Source organism: Myxococcus hansupus, from assembly GCF_000280925.3.
In the GTDB taxonomy this organism is placed as follows: Bacteria; Myxococcota; Myxococcia; order Myxococcales; family Myxococcaceae; genus Myxococcus; species Myxococcus hansupus.
Map to the genome: position 1 here is coordinate 5431599 of NZ_CP012109.1, position 24995 is coordinate 5456593.

Sequence of the window (24995 nt, forward strand, 5' to 3'; positions counted from 1 at the left end):
CGTGCTCATACCTTCGGGTGTGCTGGCGGGTGCTTGGACGGGGTGGCGCATCGAGCCCGAGCTCGATGCAGGGGTGGAGCAGGCGCTCGCGCGTATCGCTGAGCGCGCTTTTCGGTGCGGGGCACGTGCGGGGATGGAAGCGCTGGTCAGGGAGACACAACGGATGACCGGCGCCGCTTCGGTGGCGTTCTATGACGGCAGCGTCTGCGTGGCGGAGACAGGGCGAGGCGCCGGTGCGCGCGCTCCATCCCGCTCGCGGCGCCAACCCGCATTGGTGGTGTGGCCCGAGCGCTCGGCGACGCGGGACACGCGGGTGATGGAGCGGATGTCGGCGTTCGGCGCCGTCCTGCTGGCGGCACACGCGCGCGAGCAGGACGCGGCGGCGCGGCAAGTGCAGCTCCTGAAGACGCAGCGGCAATTGGAGCGGCGGGTGGCGAACCAGGAGCAGCGACGCTCCCGGGCGTCTCACGACCTCAGGACACCATTGATGGTCATCAAGGGATACGTGGACATGATGCTGAAGGGAACGGCGGGCGGGCTGACGGCACCCATCCAGCGGTATCTGGAGCGGCTGAAGCGGTCGGCGGAGGACCAGAGCGCCATCATCGACCGCAGGCTCGCGAAGGTGACCGAGGTGGGCGTGAGCGACCTGCGCCCGCTGCTGCGCACGGCCTTCATTCCCGCCGCGCGGGGCGGCAGGCCGGTGGACACGACGCTGACGCTGCCCGACAGGCCCGTGGCCGTACCCGGGTCCAGCGATGACGTGGAGCTGCTGGTGCGCACCCTGTCGCGCGCCGTCGCGGCTTCGGGCGCCCCCGCGGCCGTGCGCGTGGAGGCGGTGGGCGACGCGGGCGTGTGGCAACTGCGCGTGAGCCTGCGCGGTGGCAAGGCGCTGCCGGAGAAGACGGTCACCACGCTGCGGTACCTGACGCAGCGACTGCGCGGCGGACTGTCGCTGCCAGAGGAGACGGGCAACGGGCTGGTGGTGCACCTGCCCGTGGATGACACCGTGCCCGTGGCGCATCGCGACGCCTGAGTCCACGTGGGCGCGAGCCACGGGCGGGTGATGCACCTACCGGCGGGCACCAGGCGTCTGGCGACGCCTGACCCCAGGCCTAAGTGAGCGCGAGCCACGGGCGGGGGGAATGAACCTGCCAGTGGATGACACCGTGCCCGTTGCGCATCGCGACGCCTGAGTCCGGGCCGGCTGGGCGCGAGCCACGGGCGAGTGGTGCACCTGCCCGTGGATGACACCGTGCCCGTGGCGCATCGCGACGCCTGAGCCCACGTGGGCGCGAGCCACGGGCGGGTGATGCACCTACCGGCGGGCACCAGGCGTCTGGCGACGCCTGAGCCCTCGCCTCAGGACGCGGGCAGAAGCTGGCGCACCATCTCCAGCAACCGGCCCCGCTCCACCTCGCGTTTGACGAGGTAGCCGTCCGCACCTGCCTCCAAACCGGCGGCGCGGTCCTCGGGGCTGTCCAGTGACGTCACCAGGATGATGGGCGTGCGGTGAAGCTGCGGATGCGACTTGATGCGCCGCGCGAGCCCCACGCCATCCAACCGAGGCATCTGCCAATCGCTCACCACGAGCTGACAGGCCGTGCGCTCCAGGATGCCCCACGCCTCCTCGCCGTCCGCCGCCGTCACCACCGGGTAGCCGGCGATCTCCAGCAGCGACTTCATGGCGAAGCGCGTGGTGAGCGCGTCGTCGCAGACGAGAATGCGAGGCCGCGCCGTCTCCGTGGCCGCCGAGCGCGTCTCCGGCCGGGCCGCGCGCACCAACTCCGGCGCGTTGAGCACCGGCACCACGCGGCCATCATCCAGCACCGCCGCGCCCGCCAGATGGCGCACGGCACGCAGGTGACGCCCTAGCGAGCGGACGACAATCTCCTGCTGCCCCACCACCTCGTCGATGGCGAACAGCACCTTGTCCTCGCCCACCGTGAGCAGCGCGGCCGCCTGCACCTTCCCTGAATCCAACGCCAGCGGGAGCCGAGGCAACCCGATGGCCTCCGCCAGAGACAGGAAGGTGAGCTGCTCGCCATCCAGCCGCGCCACCACGCGTCCCGCCACCGTGCCCACGTCCCCGGGCTCCAGCCGCAGGATGCGATTGACGCTGTCGGAAGGAATCGCGGACACCGCCGTGCCGGTGCGCACCAGCAGGCCCAGCGCCGCGGCCAGCGTCAGCGGCAGGTCCACGGTGAAGCGCGTCCCCCGCCCCGCCGTGAAGGCCACGTCCACCGAGCCCTGGAGACGCTGCGCCGTCGCCTGCACCACGTCCAGGCCCACGCCCCGGCCCGACGTCGCCGTCACCTGATCTCGAGTGGAGAACCCCGGCTGGAACACCAGCCGCGCCGCCTGGCTGTCCGACAGCTTCTCCGCCGCTTCGGACGTCAGCAGGCCCCGCTTCACCGCCGTGGCCCGCACCCTCTCCGGAGACAAGCCCGAGCCGTCATCCTCCACCACCACCGCGATGCGCGAGCCACGCGGCTCCACGCGCACCGACAGCCGGCCCGCCTCGGGCTTGCCCAGCGCGCGCCGCTCCTCGGTGGACTCCAGCCCATGGTCGATGGCGTTGCGCACCAGGTGCAGCAGCGGGTCCTTCAGCGCGTCGAGGATGCGCCGGTCGAGCCGCACGTCCCCGCCACTCAAATCCAGGGTGACTTCCTTGTTGAGGCGCGCGGACGTCTCGCGAACGGTGCGCCGCAGCGGCTCCAGGACCTGCGAGGACGGCACCATGCGCAAATCGCGCAGGTCGTCTCGAGCCACCTGCGCCACCAGCGCGAGCTGCTCGCCGTCGCGGTGCGACTCCTTGGTCAGCTCCAGCAACTGCTTCTGGAGGCCACGCATCTGCGTCACACCCGCGCGCAGCGGCTCCAGCGCGGGTCCGCCCCCGGCCATGGCGAGCTGCGACGACGCGCGCTCAAGGTGCATGAGCACCTCACGCATGCCGTCCATCAACTGCCGGTGGGCCGCGCCCCGCCGCGTCTGCTGCGCCCGGCCCGCCAGGAGCAGCTCGACCTGGAGCGCGATGGACTCCAGCGTCTTCAGCGACACCCGGACCACCTGGTCCGAAGCGCCACGCGCCTCCTGAGGCGCCGCAGCGCCCGACGCCGCCTGCTGCGCGGCCGGGCTCTCCGTCTGCGTGGGTGACGGCGCGGCCCTGAGCGCATGTACGGCGCGCGCCACGGCGCCCGCACCTCCCGCCGCCTCCAGCGCGGTGCGCAGCGCCACCAACGTGCCGGCGACATCCGACGCCGCCAACCCCGCCGAATCGCCCCCCGGCTCCATCCGCGTGAAGCCCAGCGCCGCGGCCTCCGCCAACGTGGCCACCTTCTGCGCCCCAGCGGCCTCCGCGGAGGCCTTGAGCGTCCGGGAGCGCTCCACCGCCGTGCGCACCACCGCGGCCCGGTCCGGAACGTCTGGAGAGCACAGCGCGCTCAGCGTCGCCTCCAGGAGGTCCAGCACCTCCATCCCCTGCGCCGCGGCACCGGACGAGGCGCCCTCGGGCGTGGCGTCAGGCACGGAGTGGCCCAACGCCGCCAGCAGCGAGGCCAGCCCGTCCACCGCGGGCGACTGTCCCGCGTCGCCCCGCGCCATGGCGGTCTCGATGGCGGAGAGGCCGCGCAGCATGGCCTCCACGGTGTCGCGAGGCAGCCGCTCCTCGTGGTTGAAGGCGGCGAGCCCGTCCTCGATGGCGTGCACCACCTGCTCGATGTCGTCGAGCCCCAGGCTGGCCGCGGAGCCTTTCAGGCTGTGGACCAGCCGCTTGAGCGACGGGAGCAGGTCGGGCTCACGCCCCTGCACCGGCCCCTCCAGGCCCAACACCTTCGACCCGATGGCCTGGATCTGCTCTCGCGTCTCCGCGGAGAACACCGGCCAGATGCTGCGCAAGAGCTGAGGATCCATGGTGCGTGCCTACTCCCCATCGGGCCGCGTGGCGGACGGGCCCCCGAGCTGCTCCAGGTCCAACACCGTCAGCCGGTCCGGCGTGAGGAACAAGAAGGGCCCGGGTGGAGGCTGTGACAGCTCCACCTTCGGCAACTCCTTGCGCCCCTCCACGGACTCCGCCGCCAGGCCGAACCCCTCTTCATTGTCGCCCGCCTCGACCACCACCACCTTGCTGAGGTCGGACATGCCGCCGCCCTCCAGCCCCAACAACTGGCGCAGGTCCAACACCGGGACCACGCGCGAGCGGCTCACCAGCGCGCCCAGCACGTGCCGGGGCGCGCCGGGCAACGAGGCGATGCCCCGCGCCTCCAGCACATGGTCCACGTGCTCGATGCGCACCGCGTAGCGCTCCCCGCCCACCGTGAAGGCGAGCACGGAGAGCACCTCCTGGCGCTCCTCGTGGCGAGACTCGGCCAGGGCCCGGGCGCGCGCGCTCAGCACCTCGCGCCGCTTCTCCGGGCTCACCGCCTGCCGGCCATCCAACTGCGAATGGGCCTCGGTGAGCTGCCGCTTCAGCCCCGCGTAATCCGTCTTGGCGTCGTCCTTCGACATGCGCTCAGTACCGGGTCGCAGGCAGTTTCAGGATGTCGCGCACCTTCGAGCGAAGGTCGTCGACGGACACGGGCTTGTTGAGGAACGCGCTGGCACCCACCAGCTTGCCCTTCTGACGGCTCGCATCGTCCTTGAGCGAGGTGAGCATCATGAACGGCGTGTCGTGCAGGTGCGGGTCGGCCCGCACCGCCGCGCAGAGCGCGAAGCCGTCCATCTCCGGCATCTGCACGTCGGAGATGATGAGGTCCGGCTTGAGCTCCCGCGCCTTCGTCAAACCCTGTGCGCCGTTCGGCGCGTCGAAGAACTCCAACCCCCACCCCATCAGGTAAACCTGCAGGAGGTTGGTGATGGTCTTCGTGTCTTCGACGATCAGCACCCTTGCGTTCATAACTGGTACCTACCCACCAGGTCCGAGAACCGTTTCGAAAGATTGGTCAGATTGCCCGCCACCTGCTCGATGCGCCGCGTGCTCTCCACGGCGTCGCTCATGGCGGAGGTCAGCTCGCCCATGGCGGTGGAGATCTGCTCCACGCCAATCGTCTGCTGCCGCGTGTTGCCAGCGATTTGCCGGGCCGCGCCCGACGACTCCCGGATGACGTCCGACAGCCCCAGGATGGTGGTGCCCGCCTCGCGCGCCAGCTCCATGGCGGCCTGGGCCCGGCGGCTGCCCTCCTCCGTCGTGCTGACCGCCTGCCGGGTGCCCTTCTGCACTTCGTTGAGCAGCCCGCGCACCTGCTCCGCGGCGATGCGGGACTGCTCCGCCAGCGTGCGCATCTCCGTGGCCACCACCGCGAAGCCGCGCCCGTGCTCGCCGGCCTTCGCCGCCTCGATGGAGGCGTTGAGCGCCAGCAGGTTGGACTGCTCGGCCACGTCCTTCACCGTGTTGATGATGTCGCCAATCTGCAGCGTGCGCTCACTCAGGTCGGTGATGGACAAGGCAATGGCCTTCACCTGCTCGCCCAGCTTCTCCATGCCGGCGACGCTCTCACCGACGACCTTCTGGCCCTCCGCGCTGAGGGTCTCCGACTTCTGCGTCTGGGAGATGACCGAGTCCGCGTAGGACGTGGCCTGCTTGGACGTCTGCGCAATCTCCGCCACGGTGGTGCTGGTCTCGTTGATGGCGGAGGCCTGCTGGTGGGCCATGGCCGACTGCGCCGTGGACGTGGACAGCACCCCCGCCGCCTCGCGCTCCATCTCCGACGCCGCGCCGCGCAGGTCCTGCAGCAGGTGGGACAGCGCGTCCGTCATGACGGCGAAGCTGCGCGCCACGTCACCAATCTCATCCGAGCCGTTGACGTCGATCTGCTGGCGGAGGTCTCCCGAGGCGATGCCCGCCGCCGCGCGGGCCAGCCGCTCCAGGGGAACGACGAGCACGCCCGACACCAGCCACGCGGCCACCAGGCAGACCACCAGGACGAGCACGCTGATGATGGCGGTGAAGCGCGTCGCCTCGCGAAGCGTCGTGCTCAAGCCCTCCTCGTGCAGCGCCACCTGGAGGGTGCCCAGGTGCGTCGTGGTGCCCGGCGACAGCACCGGCGCGGTGCTCTCCATCAAGCCAATGCCCTTCGCCGTGCGCTGGCGGAGCACCGCGGCGTCGCCCTCGACGGCGGCGGGAGCCTGGGCCTCACCCTCGAAGCGCTCCGCGGAGGCCTCGCTCACGAGCGCGCCCTCCGCGTTGTGCACGCGGACATAGGCGACCTCGGGCCCCATGCTCAGCGCGCCGCGAACCACCTCCTGGAGCCGCTCCAGGTCCCCCTTCGCCATCAGGGGCGTCACCGCCTTCACCAGCTCGGAGCTCACCGAGCCGGTCCGGCGGGACAAGTCATTGCGAAGCGCGCCGCCCATCTGCATCCAGGTCGTCACGATGAGGATGATGGCAACCAGCCCTCCCGTCGCGCCGGTGAGCGCGAGGATTTTCATCCGCAGGCTGAGCCGGCCCAGATGCGCGCGGCCCGGCGGTGCCTGGTGCGTCTCTTTGACGTCCACGTTACCTCCCACCTCGTGTGGAGCGCGCACGACTCAGCGCCCTCCGTGCCAGCCAGCCTGCTCGACTGGCGCCAGCGCCTGCCTGAGGCCTCCGGCCGTCATCGTCTCCACCCCACGCAGCGGGTGTTCATCATCCAATCCGTCCAGCGCGCGCAGGGCGTTCTGCCGCGCGCGCTCCGCGTCCTCGCGGCGCTCCATCCGACGGTACAGCGCCACCAGCGTGGCGTGCCCCAGCGCGAGCCGAGGCTCCAGGTACAGCGCCTTGCGGATCGCCTCCACCGCCCCATTCAGGTCCCCTCGGACCTCGGCCACCATGGACAGCAGCAGGTACGCCTCGGGAATCAGCGCCTTCGCGGCCTCGCGGGCCAGCACGTCCGCCTCCTCGAAACGCCCCGCCCGGGCCGCGTCGATGGCGCGCTCCAACGGCGGGGTCTGCACGGACGCGGCCGCCGCCGCGGGGACGAAAGCAGGAGGCTGCGCGAACGACGGAGCCTCCACGGGCGCGGCTGGAAGCGAAGCGATGTGGGCCTCGCGGGCGGACGCCATGTCGCGAGCGTGCTCGGACGAAGCAGCCGCGGCGGTGAGTGGCGACGGCACGCGGCTCGCCTCCGCGAGCCCCTGCACCACGTTCCCAGTCCCTTGCGCGCTCCGCGAAAGGCCCGCCTCCGCTGGCGTGGGCCAGACGAACGGAGGCGCCGCGGCGACCACCGTGTTCCGGCCCCGCGCGGCCCTGCCCGCGCGAGGCAGGCCGGTGTCTGTCGTTGCGGCGCGTGCCTCACCCGGCATGGGCAGACGCAGCGCCACGCTGCCCTCGGCGTCCACCATCTCCAGCCCCAGGCCGTTGGTGAGGGGCACCTCGGCCGGCGAGACGAAGAGGAGGCCGCCGGGCGCGAGCGCGTCGACGAAGCGGCGCAGGACCTCGCGCGCCAGCTCGGTCGGGAAGTAGATGAGCACGTTCCGGCAGAAGATGGCGCCCAGGCCCAGGAAGGGCGGCGGATCCACGGCCAGGTTGTGGCGGCGGAACTCCACGGCGCGCCGCACCTGGGGGATGACGGAGAACGACTCGCCCTCCGCCACCAGGAAGCGCTTCTCCTGCTCCGGTTCGATGCGGCGCAGGGACCACGGCCCGTAGAGCCCTTCCTTCGCGCGCTGGAGCGCCCGGCCGGACACGTCCGTCGCGAGCACGCGGAAGCGGCCTTCGGGCATGCCCTCGGCCAGGAGCGCCATCGCGATGCTGTAGGGCTCCTCGCCGCTCGCGCAGCCCGCGCTCCACACCTGGAAGCACGACGCCGCATGGGACTGGGCCAGCCGCGCCACCGAGCGCAGGTGCTCGGGGTGGCGGAAGAAGTACGTCTCCCCGATGACGGCGTGCTCGATGAAGCACTCCACCGCCGCGGACTCACGGACCAGCAGCCTTCGCAGGAAGGCGTCGGGCGCAAGCCCTCGCGAGCGCGCGGCGCGCTCCAACGCCGTCTCCAGCGAGCGGCGCAGGCTGCGCGCCAACGTCACGCCGCAGGCCGTCTGGAGGACCTCCTCGACCCGGCCCAGCGTCGCGTCGTCGAGCACACCCTCGCTCACGGCGCCTCCGGACTCACCAGCACCGCGGACGTCCGCAGCAACGGGCGCACGCCTTCGGGCGTCCGGCACAGGCCCGCCATCAGCCCGCTCGCGTCCCACGGCAGCGGCGCCGTGCCCTCTGGGGTCCCGTCCACCAGCACGGGCGCCTCCACCAGATCGCGCACGCGGTCCACCAGCACCGCCACCGTGCGGGCACCACCGCCACAGACGACCAGGTGCGCGTCCAACGACGCCTCCCGCTTCACCCCCAGCAGCGCCGACAGGTCCACCACCACCGCCGGACTGCCCCGGTAGACGAAGGTCCCCGCGATGTGCGCCGGCGCCCCGGGCAGCGGCTCCAGCTCCACCAGCCGCACCACTTCCTGAACCGACTCCGTATCCATGAGGGCGCTGGTGCCCGCCGCGTCCACCGTCAGGTACATGCCCGGCAGTCGCAGCTCACCCGCCAGCGACGTCAGCTCCTGGCGCAGTTGGGCCTTCTCCGTCTCGAGCTCGCGCAGCCGCTCCTCGACGGAAAGACGGCGCGACTGCGCGACCGTGGAATTGTCTGGTGTGTCTGCCATCAGGGGAACTCCCGCCGCTCAATGAAGCGCGGGATTTGAGCACGCTAATCTGTCAGACAAAGAAGCGTCAATGCGGGCTAACCGGCATGGAGTTTCGCATTTTCTGACGGAGGATGGTCGCAACGGAAGGCATCAGACGTGCTGGATCGGACAGCCCCCTGGTGCGTAGCCGAGGGCAGGTATGGTTTGATGAAGTGCGGCGACACTTCAGGAGAACCGATGTTGCTTGCAGTCTGGGGCTACCAATGATCAAGGGCGACTCGCCGAATCCCGAGGCACCCGCAGGCGCGGGCTCGGATCCTCTCATCGGCCGCACCCTGAACGGCCGCTTCAGCATCCTGGAACCGTTGGGCATCGGCGGCATGGGGCGGGTCTATCGCGCCCTCCAGGCCCCCCTCGAGCGCGTGGTCGCGCTCAAGGTCCTCAACCCCAACTTCCCCAGCAGCCGGGATCCGGGATTCCAGAAGCGCTTCCTGCGTGAGGCGTCGCTGACCTCGAAGCTGCGCCATCCCAACACCGTCACCGTCATCGACTATGGACAGACGGACGACGGCATCTTCTATATCGCCATGGAGTACCTGGACGGCCGCACGCTCGCCCAGGTGCTGGGTCAGGTGGGACCGCTGGCGTGGTCCCGCGCCATCTCCATCACCCAGCAGATCTGCCGCTCGCTGCGCGAGGCGCACAGCCAGGGCATCATCCACCGCGACCTGAAGCCCGCCAACATCATGCTCCTCAACGAGCATGATCAGGACCTGGTGAAGGTCCTGGACTTCGGCCTGGTGAAGTCCGTGGCGGCGCCGCAAGAGGGGCAGATCTCCCCCGAAATCACCCAGAACGGCACGTTCCTGGGCTCGCCGCAGTACATGGCGCCGGAGCAGGCGCGCAACGCCACCGACGCGCGCAGCGACGTGTACTCGCTGGGCATCGTGCTCTTCCAGATGCTGATGGGGCGGCCGCCGTTCATCGCGCGCGACCACATCGAGCTCATCTTCGCCCATTACAAGGAAGCCCCGCCCACCTTCCAGCAGGTGCGACCGGACCTCCACATCCCGCCGGAAATCGAGGCGGTGGTGCGCCGCTGCCTGGAGAAGGACCCGGCGCGCCGCTACCAGACGATGGACGAGCTGCTGGAGGGCCTGCGCGAGGCGAGCATGTCCGCCGGCGGCAACAGCGGCATCTTCAAGCGTCCCGGTGGGGCGACGACGACGGGCCCCTACCCGTCCCCCGCGCTCTTCTCCAACGTGGGCAACAGCACCGAGTCCGGTGACACGCTCGCGGTGGACATCAGCGTGGAGGTGCCCCAGGAGGTCAAACGCGCCCGGCAGCGCACGCTGCTGACGGGTGGCCTGGGCGGCCTCGTCGTGGCGGGCCTCATCGCGGGCGGCGCGGTGGTCTTCCTGTCGAACAAGGCGGAGCAGCCCGTCACGCCTCCGCCCGAGGTGGCGGCGGCCCCCGTCGCCGCCGCGCCCGTCGCGGAGCCCGCCGCCGAGGCCGCGCCCGCCAACACCGGCAAGGTGCGCTTCAAGCTGATGAGCCAGCCCACCGGCGCCCGGGTCTTCTACCGGGGCAAGGAGCGCGGCGTCACGCCCTTCACCCTGGAGATTCCCTCGGGCCAGGATGGCTCCGTCACCGTGGAGCTGACCTTCGCGATGGAGGGCTACCAGATGGAGACCGTCGTGACGGGCGGCACCGGCGAGGTGGTGCTCTCCCAGAAGCTGCAGAAGCGCCGGGGGGGTGGCGGTGGCCGCAACATCGAGGTCGCCGCGGCGGCGCCGGAGGAGAGCTTCGAGGAAGCCGAGCCCGTCGCCACGCCGGGCGGCATGTCCGCGCCGGTGCTGCTGGCCCCCACGGCCTCCCCCGCCGCCGAGCTGCCCATCGCCGCGGCGGTGGGTGGCGCCACGGCCACCGCGGCGGACCCGTCTCCGGCCAAGGGCTCCACGACGGGACTGGCGCTGCCCGTCCTGCCGACCGCGGCGGTGGCCTCCGCCCGAGGCGACGTGCTCCCCTATAACGAGGACATGCCGCGCCCAGAGATGCTCGAGCAGGGCAAGGACATCGTCTACACGCGTGAGGCGATGGCCGCGAAGTCCAGCGGCGTGATGATTGTCCGCTGCACCATCACCCAGCAGGGCCGCGTGGAGAAGTGCCGCACCATCAAGTCCGTGGCCCACATGGAGCGGGCGGTGCTCGACGCGCTCGCATCCCGCACCTACAAGCCCATCATCTACAAGGGCTATCCGGTGAACGTGGACTACACCTTCAGCATGCGGCTCGTGGCCCCGCGCCGCTGAGCCACTGAAGGCCCGCCGGACCGGGCGCGCTGACGGCGCGTCAAGGTCCGGTGGACGGCACCACGGGCGGCGCGGGCGGAATGGCCGGCACGCCGCCCCCCGGGGGCACGCCCCAGTCCACCACGGGCCAGCCCCGCTTCCGGGCGTGACTGCGCAGCCGGTGGTCCGGGTGGACCGCCACCGGCCGCCCCACCACCTCCATCACCGGCAGGTCCGAATACGAGTCGGTGTAGAAGGCGCACGCCGAGAGCGCCACGCCCGCCTCGCGGACATAGGCCTCGGCGCAGACGCGCTTGCCCTCCCCGAAGCAGATGGTGCCCAGCGCGCGCCCCGTGTGCAGGCCGTTGCCGTCGACCTCGAAGCGGTTGCACAGCACCGCGTCCAGCCGCAGCTCGCGCGCCACCAGCTCCGACAAGTACCCGGTGGACGCCGTCAGGAGGACGAGCCGGTCTCCCGCGCGCCGGTGCTCCTCCAACACGGCCCACGCACCGGGCCGGTAGAGGGGCCGCACCCGCTCCTCGTAGAAGACGGCGGTGCGCGCCTGGAGCGGCTGCGCGGGCGTGCCCGCCAGTTGGGAGATGGCGCGGGCCACCGCGTCCTGCATGGACACGAAGCCCAGGTGGTAGCGCGCAATCCAGAGGCTCGCGCGCAGCGCCTGCATGCGGGTCATGTGCCCCAGCTCCAGCTCCCTGCGAATCCACAGCGAGCCCGAGTTGGCGGCGATGAGCGTCTTGTCCAGGTCGAAGAAGGCGACGGCCACGTGTGAACCTCTAATCCCGTGAGCCCGGCGCCGCCGCACGGACCGGCTGGCCGCCTGCCCGCCGTCGGCCTCGCACCAGGGCCAGCGCGGCCCAGGCCAGCCCCAGCCCCAGCACGCCCTGCCCCGGCGCCGCCGCGCAGCCACTGCCACGCCCCTCCGCCTTCAAGGCCATGCCCGCGCCCTCACGCACGAAGCACTGCGTGGGAGGCAGGTGCCTGGGGTAGATGGAGCAGAAGCCCTCCGCCGAGCCCGGGTCGATGATGCGCTTCTGGATTTCACCAGGCGGCGCCGTGGCCTCCATCGTGGCCCCGGGGACGAAGACGTGGTCCAGCCCCACCACGTGGCCAATCTCGTGCGTCATCGTGTTCTGCAGGTCCGTGGACACGCAGTCCACCGCCGCCCCGCGCTCACAGACGGGCGAGTCCACGGTGGTGAAGAGGAACCCGTAGCCCCCCTGCGGCTGGGACGCGTTCATCTCGATGTCCGAGTCCAGCACCCGGCCATCCCGGTACGAGAACGTGGACGTGGTGAGACCGATGGTGCCCATCCCGTGTTCCCAGCACTGGTACACGTTGCCGCACGTCTCCTCGTCCCAGCACGGGTCCTCCGCGGGGGCGACCTCCCGGCACGACGTCTCGCGGAACGTGATGATGTTGTAGTTCTCGCGCGGGCGCGTCTGGTCGTAGCCCACGACGACCGGCCCCTGTTTGTCTTCTCGCCGGATGAACTGGAAGTCGCTGCACTCCCCGGAGAGCCGCCGCCACGAATCGAAGGACGCCTCGATGGCCGTCACCTCGGTGTTCCCTGGCGTGCGCGCGCTGCCCGCCGCGTCCAGGTGATAGACGTACTCCCGCACCGGCCACAGCAGACACAGCGGGTGGCCGGGCACCACCGTGCGCCGGTAGACGGGCTCCTCGGACATCTGCGCCTGGGCGCCCAGGGCCAGCAGCCCGGCAACGACTCCCAGTCCCGTTCTCACCGCGCCGCCTCCTCGCGACGCGAGCGGCGCAGCCACCACAGCGCCCAGACGCCCACGAGCGACAGCGCCCCGCCCGGCCCCGCTGCGGAACAGCCTCCCGCCTTGGGCCCCAGCTCGACGCCCGTCACCGGATGCAGACACGCCTGGCTCGCCTGCCCCTTCGGATAGGCGTCACAGACGAAGTCCCGTGAGCCCGAGTCCACGATGCGCTTGGACACCTCGCCCGGCGGGGCGCTCGGGTTCATGGTGGAGCCCGGCGCGCGGGTGTGGTCCAGGCCAATGAGGTGGCCCACCTCGTGCGTGGCCGTGTTCTGCACGTCCGTCGCCACGCAGTTCGTCGTCACCGGCGGAAAGCAGGTCTGCCCGTTCGCGGTGGTGAACGAGAAGCGCGCCGCGTTGAAGGAGATGTCGGAGTCATAGATGATGCCCGACCGCTCGTCGTACGTGGTGAGCGTGATGGCGATGGTGTTGTCGTCATCGTCCCAGCAGTCGAACTCGTTGGCGCACGTGTCCTCCGCCCAGCACGCCTCCGAGGCGGGCACCACCTCGTTGCAGTCGCGCGTGCGGAAGAGCACCAGGTTGGTGTTGGTCCCCTGGCGCCGGTAGCCCACCTGGCGCTCGTTGACGCGCGGACCTTCCTCCAACGTGAGGTTGCCACACCGGGCGAAGATGTCCTGCCAGCTCTGGAACGAGGCGCGAATCGCGTCGAACTCCGTCTCGCCCTGCGTGTCCGGATTGCCGAAGGTGCTCTGGTTCCAGACCACGCGCGGGGTCGTCCAGAAGAGGCACTGCGTGCGGGTGTCGCCCGCGTCGACCCGGCTGCGGACGTACGGGTCCGTCTGCCCCAGCGCCATCGCGATGAGAAAGGGAGCCAGAGGCGTCACGGTGCCTGCTCCCCAATCGCCTCGCGGACGGCGGCCTTCAGCGCGTCCAGTGACAGCGACTGGAGCGCGGACGCGGTCGGCTTGCGGGTGACGGGGTCCAGCAACCGCGAATCGGTGGGCTCCGGCACCGCGAGCACCGACTTGCCCTCACGCTTCACCTGGAACTTGCCCTGCGCCATGTCGGACACCCGGAAGGCGCGAGGCCCGCGCTTCTGGAGGAACACCACCACCTCTTCTCCGGGCGCGAAGGACGCCAGGCCATGCACCACCTGGCCAATGTCCCCCATGCGGCCCCCGGGCTGGGTGACGAGCACCGTGCTCCCCGGCTGGCCCTTGAGCGACTCCGTCACCTGGATTTCGACGTCGGTGAGGATGCGCATCCCGTCACCGCTCCAGCGGCTCTCCACCCGGCGGACGACCCCGTGGACGACGGTGTCCGCGCCCACGGCGAGCCCGGACAGGTCCACGCGAAGCTGGGTGGTGGCGCCCGCGGGCACGCCCCCCAGGAAGACAGCCAGGAGCAACGTGCGAACTACCTGACGAATCGACATACGAGTTCTCCCTGGGCATCCAACTTACTCCAGGAACGCCCCTCCGCGTTGACCCTCCATCTTGGCCCTGCTAATCCGCGCGCCCGTATGCCTCCTGCCCTTCGCGTCCGCTTCGCCCCTTCGCCTACTGGCTACCTTCACATTGGCGGTGCCCGTACCGCGCTGATGAACTTCCTCCAGGCGAGGCGCCAGGGAGGCACCTTCGTGCTGCGCATGGAGGATACGGACCAGGGCCGCTCCACGCCCGAGTCGGTCCAGGCCATCCTGGACGGCCTGACGTGGCTGGGCATCGACTGGGACGAGGGCCCCGGCAAGGAGGGCCCCTACGCCCCCTACTTCCAGATGCAGCGGCTGGACACCTACCGCCAGCACGCCGACCAGCTCATCTCCGAGGGCAAGGCCTACCGGTGCTACTGCACGAAGGAAGAGCTCGACGTGCAGCGGCAGCTCGCGGAGAAGGCGGGCGGCGCCTTCAAGTACCCCGGGACCTGCCGCGAGCGGACCGAGCCTCCCGCGGGTCGCAACGTGGATGAGGCCGTCATCCGCTTCAAGATGCCCTCGGGCGAGGGCTCCGTGTCGTTCACGGACAAGGCGCTGAGCACCATCACCAAGGCGTACAGCGACCTGGACGACTGGGTCATGATGCGCGCCGACGGCATCCCCGTTTACAACTTCGGGTGTGTCATCGATGACCACCTGATGGACATCACCCTGGTCGCGCGCGGCCAGGAGCACGTCAACTCCACCTTCCCGCAGCTCATGCTGTACCAGGCGCTGGGATGGACGCCGCCGGAGTTCGCCCACCTGCCGCTCATCCTCGGGCCGGACCGCGAGAAGCTGTCCAAGCGCAAGCACCCGGAAGCGGACGTGATGGTGCACAAGCGCAACGGCATCATGCCGGAGGCCCTCCTCAACTTCGTCATCCGCCTGGGCTGGAGCCACGGCAACGACGAGGTCATCAGCCGCGAGCAGATGCGGGAGTGGTTCGACTTCAGCGACGTGGGCACCACCTCCGGCGTGTGGAACCCGGAGAAGCTCCTGTGGCTCAACCAGCAGTGGATGAAGCAGCTCCCGGTGGAGACCGTGGTCGAGCGGCTGCTCCCCTTCATGGAGGCCAAGGGCATCCAGGCGAAGGGCGACCCGCGGCTGGAGACGCTGGTGCGCACGCTGCGCGAGCGCTCCAACACGCTGGAGGAGATCGCCACCATCGCGGCCAACGTCTACTTCCGCTCGGGCATCACCCTGGACGAGAAGGCCGCCACCAAGCACCTCTCCGGTGAGTCCCTCAACCTGCTGCGCAAGGTGCGCGAGACGCTCACCGCCCTGCCGGAGTGGTCCGTGGAGGCGCTGGACGGCGTGGTCAAGCAGGTGAGCGAGGCGTCCAGTGTCGGCATGGGCAAGGTGGCGCAGCCCATCCGCGTGGCGCTCACGGGCAACACCACCAGCCCGGGCATCGGCGAGACGCTCGTCCTGGTGGGCCGCGACGAATCCCTGCGGCGCATCGACGCGGCCTTGACGCGCGCCTGAGCCGTCAGGCGCAGGTTGCGGTGGACGTCAGCGCCCTGGACTCCTATCTTTCGACCTCATGATGCGTGCCCTTGACACCCTGAAACGCGGTTTCTATAAGGCGCGCCCGCTCGGAGCGGCGCTGGTGGCGCTCTGGACGGTTTCAGCGGGCGCCGAAGTCATCAATGGCGCGCAGTTGCCGGATGGGTCCAGGCGCGTCGGTGAGAATCGCTACCGGTCGCCCAGGGATTTCGATGGCACGCTGGAGTATTACCGCGCGGTCTACTCAACGAGCGGTTACCCCCGCCGGCAGATCGTGAACCAGCCGGGCGTGAAGGCGGTTCACATCACCAACCCCTCGGGGAAGAACTTCGCGGGGTTGAACATTTACGAGGCGAACGACGAGGTTCGCATCTACATCGTCCCCCTGCAGCAGGCTGCCAAGCCCGCGAAGAAGCCGGAGACGACGAAGAGCAGGAAGAAGTAAACGCCGCACCGAAGTTGTTGCAGTCCCGAAGTGGTGTTGGTAGAGAAGCGCCGCGGTCGAGCAGGTCCTTGGGGAATCGTCTAACGGCAGGACAGCAGACTCTGACTCTGCTTATCTAGGTTCGAATCCTAGTTCCCCAGCTCGTTGTACCGGTTGCACCGCAGTACTCGTTGGTCTGAGTCAACCCGGCAGTCGAAATAAAGGGGTTGACGAGGTCGGACGAAAAAAGGTAGAAATCGCGGGCAGTTAGCAGCGGTTGAAACAAGTATCGGCCCTGTCGTCTAGCGGTTAGGACGGAGCCCTCTCACGGCTCAAACTCGGGTTCGAATCCCGGCAGGGTCACACTGAGACGCCCACCTTCTGAAAAGAAGGTGGGCGTTTCGCTTTGCGGGCTTGTTTCCCAAGGAGTGTCCGCGCGACAGGCAGCGCCCCACTTCAGGGCGCGCCGTGTGCGGTGCCGCGCCGACTTCAGGCTGACGGCGCGGAGATGCTCCGACGAAAGCTGGCGAGCGCCGCGGCGAGCCGGTCCTGCGCACGCTGCACGCCCCGCCGCAACAGCAGCATCCGCACCTTCTCTGGCAGGGCGTTGGCTCCCTGGCTGGTGCCGAAGCCCACCAGGTCCATGCGGAGCGTAATCGCCTCCAGCAGGTCGCCCAGGTCCGCCTGGGGACTGGCGAGCAGGAGCACATCCGGGGGCTTGCGTTGCAGGCGCTCGGCCAGGGTGCGCCACTGCGGGTCGCCCGTCTCGACGATGACGACGTCCGCGTCCTCCAGCTCGGTCGCGTAGGGCGGCAGCTCCAGGGCGTCGAAGCCCGCGTCCTTCAGGACGGTGACGGTGTCCGAGCCGCCCACCACCGCCACCCGGCCATTGAGGCCCAGGCGAACGGACTCCTCGTAGGCGCGGAGCTCGGACTCCAGTGCCTCGTGGGCGAGCTCGGGGGCATCCCGGCCCGAGGCCAGGAGGGCGGCGGCTTCGCGTGCCACCTCCCGAGCCTGCTCTCTCACGAGGATGCCGGCGGAACGCCGCTCCAACGCGGCGCGCACCTTGGCGCGGAGCACGCGCAAGTCGTCGAAGGGCTTGAGGATGTAGTCGCTGGCGCCGGCGGCGAAGGCGGCGACGACGGACTCCGAGCTGGCGTAGCCGGTAATCATCACCGCCTCGAGGGACGGTTGGAGCCGCCGCGCCTCGGCGATGAGCTCCACGCCCCCCATGCCGGGCAGGTTCTTGTCCGTCACCAGGACGTCGAAACGCTGTTCGGTCAGCAGCGGCAGCGCCTCCTCGGCGCTCGCGGCCAGCGTCACCATCAGGTCGGCATCGCGCTCCAGGAGGCGGGCGCAGATGTCCAGCACGACGGGCTCGTCATCCACCACCAGCACCGTCGAGGCGAGCGTCCTCTCCCCCCCACCCTCACCTTCACCGGCCTCGAACGGGAGATCCATGATGACGCAGATTCGCACAGCTCACTTCCAGTTACGAAGCGCGCATTTGAGGCCCGCTATGCTGGGGGGCGTGGCGAGCTTCGAAGACGCGTTGCAGGACAACCGGGTGCCCGGGCGATTGGGCGACGTGCGCCTGCGCTATGACGGCGGCCGGCTGGTGGGGGAGTCCGTGCCCCCCGCGTGGGACCGGCGCGCCCTCCCCGGCCTGTGCGTCGGGGTGGGGCTGGGGTGTGCGGCGGCCGCGGCCGTGCTCGCGGGCCAGCGGGACGGCGCGGGCGCCGCGGCCCTGCTGGGGTTGCTGGCGGCGGCCCTGGTGGGACTGGCGCTCAAGCTGGAAGCCGGCCTGGGACGGCGGCGCTTCGTCCTCCATTTCCGGACCGAATCCCTCCGGGTGGAGCGGCTGACGTGGGCGCCCCGGGCCACGCGCGCGGAGCTGATTCCCTTCGACGCGGTGCGGGCCGTGCACATGCTGGAGCGCCCGGGCCCGCGTTACGCGCTGGTGGTGGAGTACGCCCTGGAGCCGGACGGCCCCCTGCACCGGGTGGAGCTGGTGGAGCACATCCGCCCCACCGAAACCGCGACGCTGCACCGCGTGTGGCGCCTCTTGAGCAACGCCTTCGGACTCAGGGGTGCAGGGCTCGCCGGAGGGTGATTTCGATTTCGGTGCCGTCGCCCGGCGTGGAGGACAACCGGAGGCTGCCGCCGAACTGCGTCACGAGCTCGCGGCAGATGGACAGGCCCAGTCCGGTGCCTACACCCACGGGCTTGGTGGTGAACATGGGCTGGAAGACGCGCTCCTGGAGTTCCAGCGGAATGCCGCAGCCGTTGTCCGCCACGGTGAGCACCACGTCTTCGGAGCGCGTCGTCCACCGCACCTCGATGCGCCCGGCGCGGCCCGTGCTGCCCATGGCCTGCGCCGCGTTGACGATGAGGTTGAGCAGCACCTGGCACAGCTTCACCGGGCCAAAAGTGACGCGCACGGGCTCGCCGTTGCTCGTCAGCCGCGCCCGCTCACGCACCTCGGCGCGGGCCAGCTTCACCGCGAAGGACACCACTTCGGCCACGTCCGCGGTGGCCTCCAGGTCCTCGCCCCGGGCCTGGGCGCGCAGCCCCAACGCCACCTGCCGCAGGTGCTCGGCGCCGTCCGCCAGGTCCTTGATGAGCGCGGGCAGGTCCTCCACCGTCTCCGCCACGCCGGCGTCCGGATCCTCCTGGAGGTGCCGCGACACGTACTGGATGACGCTGCCCAAATCCCGCTGCAGCGACACCACGTTCTGCGTCAGGTAGCCCACCGGCCCCATCAGCTCGTGCGCGATGCCCGCGGTCACCTGGCCCAGGGTGGCCAGACGCTCGGACTTCATCATGCGGCCTTCGACCTCCCGGATGCGCAGCTCCAGGCGGGCAATCTTCAGCGCGTCGTCGAGCGCGGCCTGCAGCTCCGCGCGGTCCCACGGCTTGACGAAGTAGCGCGTCACCTGGCCGCGGTTGACGGCGTCGATGACGGCCTGCATGTCCGCGTAGGCCTTGACGAGCATGCGCTTGGCGTCGGGCGCGATGGTGCGGGCCCGCTCCAGCAGCTCCACGCCCGTCATGCCCGGCATGCGCTGGTCGGAGAGGATGACGCCAATCTCGCCCTTGCGCTGCTCCAGCAGCGCCAACGCCTCGCTGGGCGACGAGCTGCGGAAGATGCGGAAGCGCTGCCCGAAGTTCGCGTCGAAGACCCGGAGGTTCAGCGCGTCATCGTCGACGTAGAGGACCGCGGGCAGTTCAGACGGGTTCATGACGCTCCTCCTGGCCAGCGTCCCATGAAGGGGGCCAGGCTGGTAGGGCCCTAGGATAGCGCCTCAGCCCCTTCGCGATCTGCTGGGTACACCGCGCACCACCAGCGGGCGGGCGCCCGACGTCAGGCGCCCGGCCCCGTCAGCGCGAAGAAACGGAATGCGGCGAATCCACCGTCTCCCGGTCACTCTCGAGCGCGCGGGCCACGGCATCCACGGAATCGAAGCGAATCCGAGGGAGCGAACCCAACAGCGAGAGCACCAGGGACGGCGCCTCGTTTTCACGGGCCACCCAGGTCAACTGCCGCGCGGACAGCGGGTACACCGCGCCTTCCAGTGCCTTCTGCAGCGACTCCGCGAGAGGCAGCGGCGGACCTACGCGCGACTCCAACTCCGACACACCCTGGGCAAGCCGTTCGCGTGTCATGTCGTCGTTCATTGAGGACAAGTTAAGCAGCGAACCCGACCGGTTGCTGTCATTTTTTTCGTGCTTGTGGGGCAGCCAGGGGCACGAGCCATGCGGGCTGCCCGTGGGTGGTCAGCCCGCGGCGCACGTCCCACCGTTACCGCCACGAAGCGTGCCAGACGGCACCCGCACGGGAGACGCGACATGGCGAAGGACAAGGATAAATCCGAGGAGACGAAGCGCGAAGCGGCCGGGGATAACGGCTACGCGGAGCACATCGAGCACCTGGAAGGCACCCGGCCGGAGCCGTGGCCCGGAATCCGAGGCCGCTCCGACGACGAGGAGAACGAGCTGCCGACCGGAACGCCGCGCGAGCGGCAGGCGAGCGTCACGGACACCCAGCGCCGGCTGGAGCAGGAAGCCCACGGCCGCAAGGAGCCGACGCGGAAGTAACGGCCGCGCCCGGTCCCTGCCCCACCGCCGCGCGGCCCAGGACCTGGGCGCGCGGCGTGGGGTACTTGCCTAGAAGAGCAGCCGCGTGGGGTGCTCGAGCAGCCCGCGCAGCTCGCGCAGGAACTCGGCGCCAATGGCTCCGTCGATGACGCGGTGGTCGCACGAGAGCGTCGCCGTCATCATCTTCCGGACCGCCAACTGCCCATCCCGCACCACGGCCTTCTCCGCCACGGCACCCACCGCGAGGATGGAGGCCTGCGGGGGGTTGATGACGGCGACGAACTGGTCGATGCCGTACATGCCCAGGTTGCTCACGGTGATAGAGCCGCCGGTGTACTCGTCCGGCTTGAGGGCGCGCTTGCGGGCGCGCTCCGCCAGCTCACGCACGCCCGTGGCGATGGCCTGCAGGCCCTTCTGGTCCGCGTCCTTGAGGATGGGCGTGATGAGCCCTTCCTCCAGCGCCACCGCGATGCCCACGTCCACGCTGTGGAACTGGACGACCTTGTCGCCCTGCAGCGAGACGTTGATCTTCGGGTAGCGGCGCACCGCCATGGCCACGGCCTTCACGATGAGGTCGTTGACGGAGACCTTGAGGTCCATCGCCTTCGCCTCTTCGCGCACCTTGACCGCCGCCTCCATGTCCACCTCGATGGTGAGGTAGAAGTGAGGCACGCCGGGCTTCACCTCCGTCATCCGCTGCGCGATGACCTTGCGCATGGACGTCAGGGGCACGACGGTGGGCTCCGGACGCACGCCCGTCGTGGGCTGCGCCGCGGGCGCCTTCTTGGCGGCGGGCGCGGCAACCGGGCCCCGCGACAACGCCTCCTCGATGTCGCGCTTCACCACGCGACCCGAGGGACCGGAGCCGCTGACCTGCGTCAGGTCCAGGCCCTTCTCCTTCGCGATCTTCTTCGCCACGGGGCTGGCGCGCAGCCGCCGTCCACCGGACGGGGCCGGCTTCGAGGCGGGAGCAGGCTGAGGCGCGGCGGCGGCCTTCGGAGCCGACGGCGCGGGCGCGGCGGGCTTCGGTGCCGCGGGCGCCTGGGCGGGCGCGGACGGCGCCGCCTTGGCCCCCTTGCCGGTGAGGTACGCGATGGGCGCCCCCACCTTGGCCATCTCGTTCTCCCCGACGACGATCTCCGCCAGGGTGCCGTCGTCGTAGGCTTCAATCTCCAGGTTGGACTTGTCCGTCTCCACTTCGGCGACGGCCTCGCCCGAGGACACCTTGTCCCCCTGCTTCTTGAGCCACTTGACGATCTTCCCCTCCGTCATCGTCGGGGACAGGTTCGGCATCTGGATGGCGATGCGGCTGTCCCCGCCCGACGGCTGCGGTGACGACGCGGGCTTCGCGGCGGCCTGCGGCGCGGGCGCCGGCTCCGGCTTCTGCTCCGGGGGCGTCTGCTTCTGCTCCGGCGCCTTCGCGGCGGCGGGCGCGGCGGACGCGCTGGCGTCCACCTTCTCACCCTTGGCGCCGAGATAGGCGATGGGCGCGCCCACCTTGGCCATCTCGCCCTCGCCGACGAGCACCTGCAGCAGGTATCCGTCGTCGTAGGCTTCGATTTCCAGGTTGGACTTGTCCGTCTCCACTTCGGCGACGGCCTCGCCCGAGGACACCTTGTCCCCCTGCTTCTTGAGCCACTTGACGATCTTCCCCTCCGTCATCGTCGGGGACAGGCTCGGCATCTGGATGGGAATGGCCATACGCGTTCAGGCTCCCTCGCGGTACAGCACCTTCTTCACCGCGGCGATGATCTTCGGTGCATCCGGCTGCGTCGCGTTCTCCAGGTTCGCCGCATAGGACATGTTCACGTCGAGCCCCGTGACGCGCTCCACCGGCGCGTCCAGGTCGTCGAACGCCTTCGACTGGATGATGTCCACCACGGAGGCGCCCACGCCGGCGAGCACCCAGCCCTCCTCCACGATGACGGCGCGGTTCGTCTTGCGCACGCTCGCCAGGATGGCCTCTTCGTCCAGGGGCCGCAGGGTGCGCAAATCCAGCACCTCCGCGTTGATGCCCTCCTTCGCCAACTCCTCGGCCGCCTGCATGCAGAAGTAATACATGCGGCTCCAGGTGATGATGGTGACGTCGGTGCCCTCGCGCTTCACGTCCGCCTTGCCCAGCGGCACGACGTGCTCGCCTTCCGGCACCTCACCCTTGATGGCGTAGAGCCGCTCGCCCTCGAACATCACCACCGGGTTCTCGTCCCGGATGGCCGCCTTGAGCATGCCCTTGGCGTCCGCGGGCGTGGCCGGCGCAATCACCTTCAGGCCCGGGAAGTGCGCGTAGTTGGCCTCCAGCGCCTGGCTGTGCTGGCTGGACAGCCGGCCACCGGCGCCGCCCGGACCGCGAAACACGATGGGGCAGCGAAGCTGGCCACCGGACATGTGCCGCAGCTTCGCGGCGTTGTTGACGATCTGGTCCATCGCGAGAATCGCGAAGTTCCAGGTCATCATCTCCACCACGGGGCGCAAGCCCACCATGGCCGCGCCCACGCTCAGGCCGGTGAAGCCCAGCTCGGCGATGGGTGCGTCGATGATGCGCGCGCTCCCGAACTTGTCCAGCAGTCCCTGCGACACCTTGAAGGCGCCGTTGTAGCGGCCCACCTCTTCACCAATGAGGAAGACGTTGGCGTCGCGCTCCATTTCCTCGGCGAGCGCCTGGTTCAGCGCCTCGCGGTACATCAACTCGGGCATCGTCGGCTCCGACTCGAAATCAAAAAGGGTTGGTCAACAGGGCAGCGAGGGCGCCTAGCGGATGAGGCCCGCCTTCTTGTCGGCCGCCTCGGCCTGCTCGCGCGGCTCCAGGTCCCACGTCACCTTCAGCTCCTGGCCGCTGGGGTACGAGGGCCACTTCACCTTCTGACCCAGCACGCGCTCGCGGGGGTGGACGTCCTGCTCACCCTCCTCGACGATGGTGTCGCGCCACAGCTCGTCCAGGCTGGGCTCGGGCGACTCGTCGGCGAACTTCACCGCCTGGTCCACCAGCGCCTTGACCTCTTCCTCGATGGACTCGAACACCGAATCGTCGCCCATGCCGTGCTTCTGCATGTAGGCGCGCAGCTTCGGAATCGGGTCGTTCTTGCGCTCCTCCTCCACCTCCTGCTTGGTGCGGTAGGTGGCGGGGTCGGCCATGGAGTGACCGCGGAAGCGGTACGTGTTGGCCTCCAGCAGCACGGGGCCCTTGCCGGCGCGGCAGTACTCCGCGGCGTCCTTGACGGCCTCGTACATGGTCAGCACGTCCATGCCGTCCACGGGCTCGCCGCGCATGGCGTAGGCGCTGGCGCGCTTGTAGATCTCCGGCACCGCCGCCGTGCGGGCAATGGCCGTGCCCATGCCGTAGCGGTTGTTCTCGCAGATGTAGATGACCGGGAGCTTCCACTTGGACGCCATGTTGAACGTCTCATGGAGCGAGCCCTGGTTGGCCGCGGCGTCGCCGAAGTAGCAGACGGTGACGCGGTCCTCGTTGCGATAGCGGCTGGCGAAGGCCATGCCCGCCGCCAGGGGAATCTGGCCGCCGACGATGCCGTAGCCGCCGTAGAAGTGGTGCTCGATGTCGAAGATGTGCATCGAGCCGCCCTTGCCCTTGCTGTAGCCGGAGTCCCGGCCCATCAGCTCGGCCATGACCATGCCCGCGTCGCTGCCACGGGCCAACGGCTGGCCATGGTCGCGGTACGCACTGAGCATGTAGTCATCCGGACGCAGGGCCTCCGCCGGCCCCACCGCCACGGCCTCCTGGCCGATGTAGAGGTGGCAGAAGCCGGCGATCTTCCCCAGCGTGTACTGCTGACCCGCGCGCTCCTCGAAGCGACGGATGAGGTACATCTTCCGGTACATCTCCAACAGCAGTTCTTTTTTGTACGGGCTGGCCACCGCGGGATGCCTCCATGCAGGCCGCCCACGGGACTTCCGGGGCGGCGAACGCCGAGCGACTCAATAGCGCGCGGCAATGGGACTTCAAAGCCTTTCAACCCCCAGCGCGGCCGCGCCCGTTTCAGGCGCGGTGCGTCAGGAATCCAGGGCGAAGTGCGGGACGGAGATGACCCCGTCGAGCAGCTCCACCGGCCGGCCCGAATGGTCCGTGGCCAGATGGATGACGGTGGCCTCTGGAAACTTCCGCCGGTAGTCGTTCGCGTGCGTGGGCTCGTTGTCGAAGGCAGCCACCACGCTCCCCAACCGGCCCAGCTTCGCGTGCGCCTCGCGCTTGAAGGCGTCGTCGTCCTCGGCCAGCGTCGGCTTCATCAGCAGGAGCACCCGGTCCTCATCCGGCAGCACCAGGCCGTGGCGGCGCATGCAGGACACGGAGCCCTCGCGCATGCCCTCATGGCGGCCCGTCACGTAGACGAGCCGCGCGCCGGTGGCCACCACGTCATGGGTGAAGCGGGCCGCGCCGTCGATGGCGATGTCGTCCACGCAGTAGTCGCTGGTGAAGAAGCGCTCGGCCCAGAAGCGGCGAGCCTCCGGGAAGTGGGACTCCACCAGGGAATCCTCCAAGCCACACGCCCGCATGGCCTCCTTCATGTCCCAGCCCGTCACCCAGTGGCGGGGCTCGCAGGCGGACAGCACGTCCAGCGAATTGGCGGCGCCGTACTCCCGCAGGATGCGCGCCTGACGGGGCCGGTTGTCGAACAGGGTCGAGTCCAGGTCGAACGCCAGGATGGCGCCGGGGCCCACCGACCGGGCGCGCTCCAGGATGGAACGCAGGGTGTCTCGCCAGTCGTCGCGGATGCGCTTCTTGAAGTCGTCGTAAGCCATGTGCGCGGGGAGATTACCCGCGCGCGCGGGCCGGTGCTTCCGAAACCGCAGCGCCCAGGCCGTCACGCTTCC

At 70.0% G+C, this 24995-nt stretch carries 23 protein-coding genes and 2 tRNA genes; 8 read left to right on the plus strand and 17 right to left on the minus strand.

The window, feature by feature from the left end:
- Positions 1 to 163: 163 nt before the first annotated feature.
- Positions 164 to 1036 carry a histidine kinase dimerization/phospho-acceptor domain-containing protein gene (locus A176_RS20955; protein WP_021781268.1) on the plus strand — a complete coding sequence of 291 codons (873 nt, stop codon included), beginning with the start codon at positions 164 to 166 and terminating at the stop codon, positions 1034 to 1036.
- 326 nt (positions 1037 to 1362) lie between these two features.
- Here the strand turns inward: A176_RS20955 and A176_RS20960 are convergent, their stop codons facing one another.
- Genes A176_RS20960 through A176_RS20985 form a run of 6 tightly spaced genes read right to left on the minus strand, consistent with a single transcriptional unit; the run spans position 1363 to position 8633 of the window.
- A complete protein-coding gene (locus A176_RS20960; RefSeq protein WP_002634831.1) occupies positions 1363 to 3912 on the minus strand; it encodes a hybrid sensor histidine kinase/response regulator in 2550 nt (849 codons plus the stop codon).
- Between the two features lie 9 nt (positions 3913 to 3921).
- Complete coding sequence (locus A176_RS20965) at positions 3922 to 4506, minus strand: chemotaxis protein CheW (protein ID WP_002634830.1); 585 nt, start codon at positions 4504 to 4506, stop codon at positions 3922 to 3924.
- Between the two features lie 4 nt (positions 4507 to 4510).
- Entirely contained in the window at positions 4511 to 4894 is a 384-nt protein-coding gene (locus A176_RS20970) for a response regulator (protein ID WP_044890069.1), read from the minus strand.
- Positions 4891 to 6492 carry a methyl-accepting chemotaxis protein gene (locus tag A176_RS20975; RefSeq protein WP_002634828.1) on the minus strand — a complete coding sequence of 534 codons (1602 nt, stop codon included), beginning with the start codon at positions 6490 to 6492 and terminating at the stop codon, positions 4891 to 4893. The genes A176_RS20970 and A176_RS20975 overlap by 4 nt, the downstream gene beginning before the upstream one ends.
- Before the next feature lie 33 nt (positions 6493 to 6525).
- Entirely contained in the window at positions 6526 to 8070 is a 1545-nt protein-coding gene (locus tag A176_RS20980) for a CheR family methyltransferase (RefSeq protein ID WP_002634827.1), read from the minus strand.
- The gene (locus tag A176_RS20985) at positions 8067 to 8633 is read right to left on the minus strand and encodes a chemotaxis protein CheW (protein ID WP_002634826.1); all 567 of its coding nucleotides are present in this window, start codon (positions 8631 to 8633) and stop codon (positions 8067 to 8069) included. The genes A176_RS20980 and A176_RS20985 overlap by 4 nt, the downstream gene beginning before the upstream one ends.
- A gap of 245 nt (positions 8634 to 8878) precedes the next feature.
- Here A176_RS20985 and A176_RS20990 point away from each other — a divergent pair, with 245 nt between their 5' ends.
- A complete protein-coding gene (locus tag A176_RS20990; RefSeq protein WP_002634825.1) occupies positions 8879 to 10927 on the plus strand; it encodes a TonB family protein in 2049 nt (682 codons plus the stop codon).
- A 40-nt stretch (positions 10928 to 10967) separates the two neighbouring features.
- Here A176_RS20990 and A176_RS20995 read toward each other — a convergent pair whose 3' ends face one another.
- Genes A176_RS20995 through A176_RS21010 form a run of 4 tightly spaced genes read right to left on the minus strand, consistent with a single transcriptional unit; the run spans position 10968 to position 14101 of the window.
- Complete coding sequence (locus A176_RS20995; RefSeq protein WP_002634824.1) at positions 10968 to 11687, minus strand: HAD family hydrolase; 720 nt, start codon at positions 11685 to 11687, stop codon at positions 10968 to 10970.
- Positions 11688 to 11697: 10 nt separating this feature from the next.
- On the minus strand, positions 11698 to 12666 hold the full coding sequence (locus tag A176_RS21000; RefSeq protein WP_002634823.1) for a myxosortase-dependent metalloprotease, MXAN_2677/MXAN_2678 family: 969 nt from the start codon (positions 12664 to 12666) through the stop codon (positions 11698 to 11700).
- Complete coding sequence (locus tag A176_RS21005) at positions 12663 to 13550, minus strand: myxosortase-dependent metalloprotease, MXAN_2677/MXAN_2678 family (protein ID WP_002634822.1); 888 nt, start codon at positions 13548 to 13550, stop codon at positions 12663 to 12665. The genes A176_RS21000 and A176_RS21005 overlap by 4 nt, the downstream gene beginning before the upstream one ends.
- On the minus strand, positions 13547 to 14101 hold the full coding sequence (locus tag A176_RS21010) for a hypothetical protein (RefSeq protein ID WP_002634821.1): 555 nt from the start codon (positions 14099 to 14101) through the stop codon (positions 13547 to 13549). Before A176_RS21010 ends, A176_RS21005 begins: the two co-directional genes overlap by 4 nt.
- An 87-nt stretch (positions 14102 to 14188) precedes the next feature.
- Between A176_RS21010 and gltX the strand changes: the two genes are divergently transcribed.
- The 4 genes from gltX to A176_RS21030 all read left to right on the plus strand — a co-directional run bounded on the left by gltX (position 14189) and on the right by A176_RS21030 (position 16436).
- On the plus strand, positions 14189 to 15628 hold the full coding sequence (gene gltX / locus A176_RS21015; RefSeq protein WP_002634820.1) for a glutamate--tRNA ligase: 1440 nt from the start codon (positions 14189 to 14191) through the stop codon (positions 15626 to 15628).
- A 58-nt stretch (positions 15629 to 15686) separates the two neighbouring features.
- Positions 15687 to 16094 (plus strand): hypothetical protein, encoded by a 408-nt coding sequence (locus tag A176_RS21020; protein WP_044890067.1) that lies wholly within the window; start codon positions 15687 to 15689, stop codon positions 16092 to 16094.
- Between the two features lie 69 nt (positions 16095 to 16163).
- Positions 16164 to 16234: transfer RNA gene (locus A176_RS21025), tRNA-Gln, on the plus strand.
- A gap of 130 nt (positions 16235 to 16364) precedes the next feature.
- Positions 16365 to 16436, plus strand: a tRNA-Glu gene (locus A176_RS21030).
- A gap of 126 nt (positions 16437 to 16562) precedes the next feature.
- Here the strand turns inward: A176_RS21030 and A176_RS21035 are convergent.
- On the minus strand, positions 16563 to 17534 hold the full coding sequence (locus A176_RS21035; RefSeq protein ID WP_193409798.1) for a response regulator: 972 nt from the start codon (positions 17532 to 17534) through the stop codon (positions 16563 to 16565).
- A 58-nt stretch (positions 17535 to 17592) separates the two neighbouring features.
- Here A176_RS21035 and A176_RS21040 point away from each other — a divergent pair, with 58 nt between their 5' ends.
- The gene (locus A176_RS21040) at positions 17593 to 18186 is read left to right on the plus strand and encodes a hypothetical protein (RefSeq protein ID WP_002634817.1); all 594 of its coding nucleotides are present in this window, start codon (positions 17593 to 17595) and stop codon (positions 18184 to 18186) included.
- Here the strand turns inward: A176_RS21040 and A176_RS21045 are convergent.
- Together A176_RS21045 and A176_RS21050 are read right to left on the minus strand one after the other, a co-directional pair.
- Complete coding sequence (locus A176_RS21045) at positions 18158 to 19315, minus strand: sensor histidine kinase (protein WP_049872347.1); 1158 nt, start codon at positions 19313 to 19315, stop codon at positions 18158 to 18160. The two genes, A176_RS21040 and A176_RS21045, sit on opposite strands and share 29 nt — an antisense overlap.
- Positions 19316 to 19454: 139 nt before the next feature.
- A complete protein-coding gene (locus tag A176_RS21050; protein ID WP_002634815.1) occupies positions 19455 to 19739 on the minus strand; it encodes a DUF2795 domain-containing protein in 285 nt (94 codons plus the stop codon).
- Positions 19740 to 19922: 183 nt separating this feature from the next.
- Between A176_RS21050 and A176_RS21055 the strand changes: the two genes are divergently transcribed.
- Positions 19923 to 20171, plus strand: a complete 249-nt coding sequence (locus A176_RS21055; protein ID WP_002634814.1) for a hypothetical protein — start codon at positions 19923 to 19925, stop codon at positions 20169 to 20171.
- Positions 20172 to 20240: 69 nt separating this feature from the next.
- On the opposite strand, the gene A176_RS21060 is transcribed toward A176_RS21055, so the two are convergent.
- The 4 genes from A176_RS21060 to A176_RS21075 form a co-directional block, all read right to left on the minus strand.
- Positions 20241 to 21872 carry a pyruvate dehydrogenase complex dihydrolipoamide acetyltransferase gene (locus tag A176_RS21060; RefSeq protein WP_021781266.1) on the minus strand — a complete coding sequence of 544 codons (1632 nt, stop codon included), beginning with the start codon at positions 21870 to 21872 and terminating at the stop codon, positions 20241 to 20243.
- Positions 21873 to 21878: 6 nt separating this feature from the next.
- Positions 21879 to 22865, minus strand: a complete 987-nt coding sequence (locus tag A176_RS21065; RefSeq protein ID WP_002639177.1) for a pyruvate dehydrogenase complex E1 component subunit beta — start codon at positions 22863 to 22865, stop codon at positions 21879 to 21881.
- 54 nt (positions 22866 to 22919) lie between these two features.
- Positions 22920 to 24041: a pyruvate dehydrogenase (acetyl-transferring) E1 component subunit alpha gene (pdhA, locus tag A176_RS21070; protein WP_002639176.1), complete on the minus strand. Its 1122-nt coding sequence runs from the start codon at positions 24039 to 24041 to the stop codon at positions 22920 to 22922.
- Positions 24042 to 24176: 135 nt separating this feature from the next.
- Positions 24177 to 24989 carry an HAD family hydrolase gene (locus A176_RS21075; protein WP_226993944.1) on the minus strand — a complete coding sequence of 271 codons (813 nt, stop codon included), beginning with the start codon at positions 24987 to 24989 and terminating at the stop codon, positions 24177 to 24179.
- Positions 24990 to 24995: the final 6 nt, after the last annotated feature.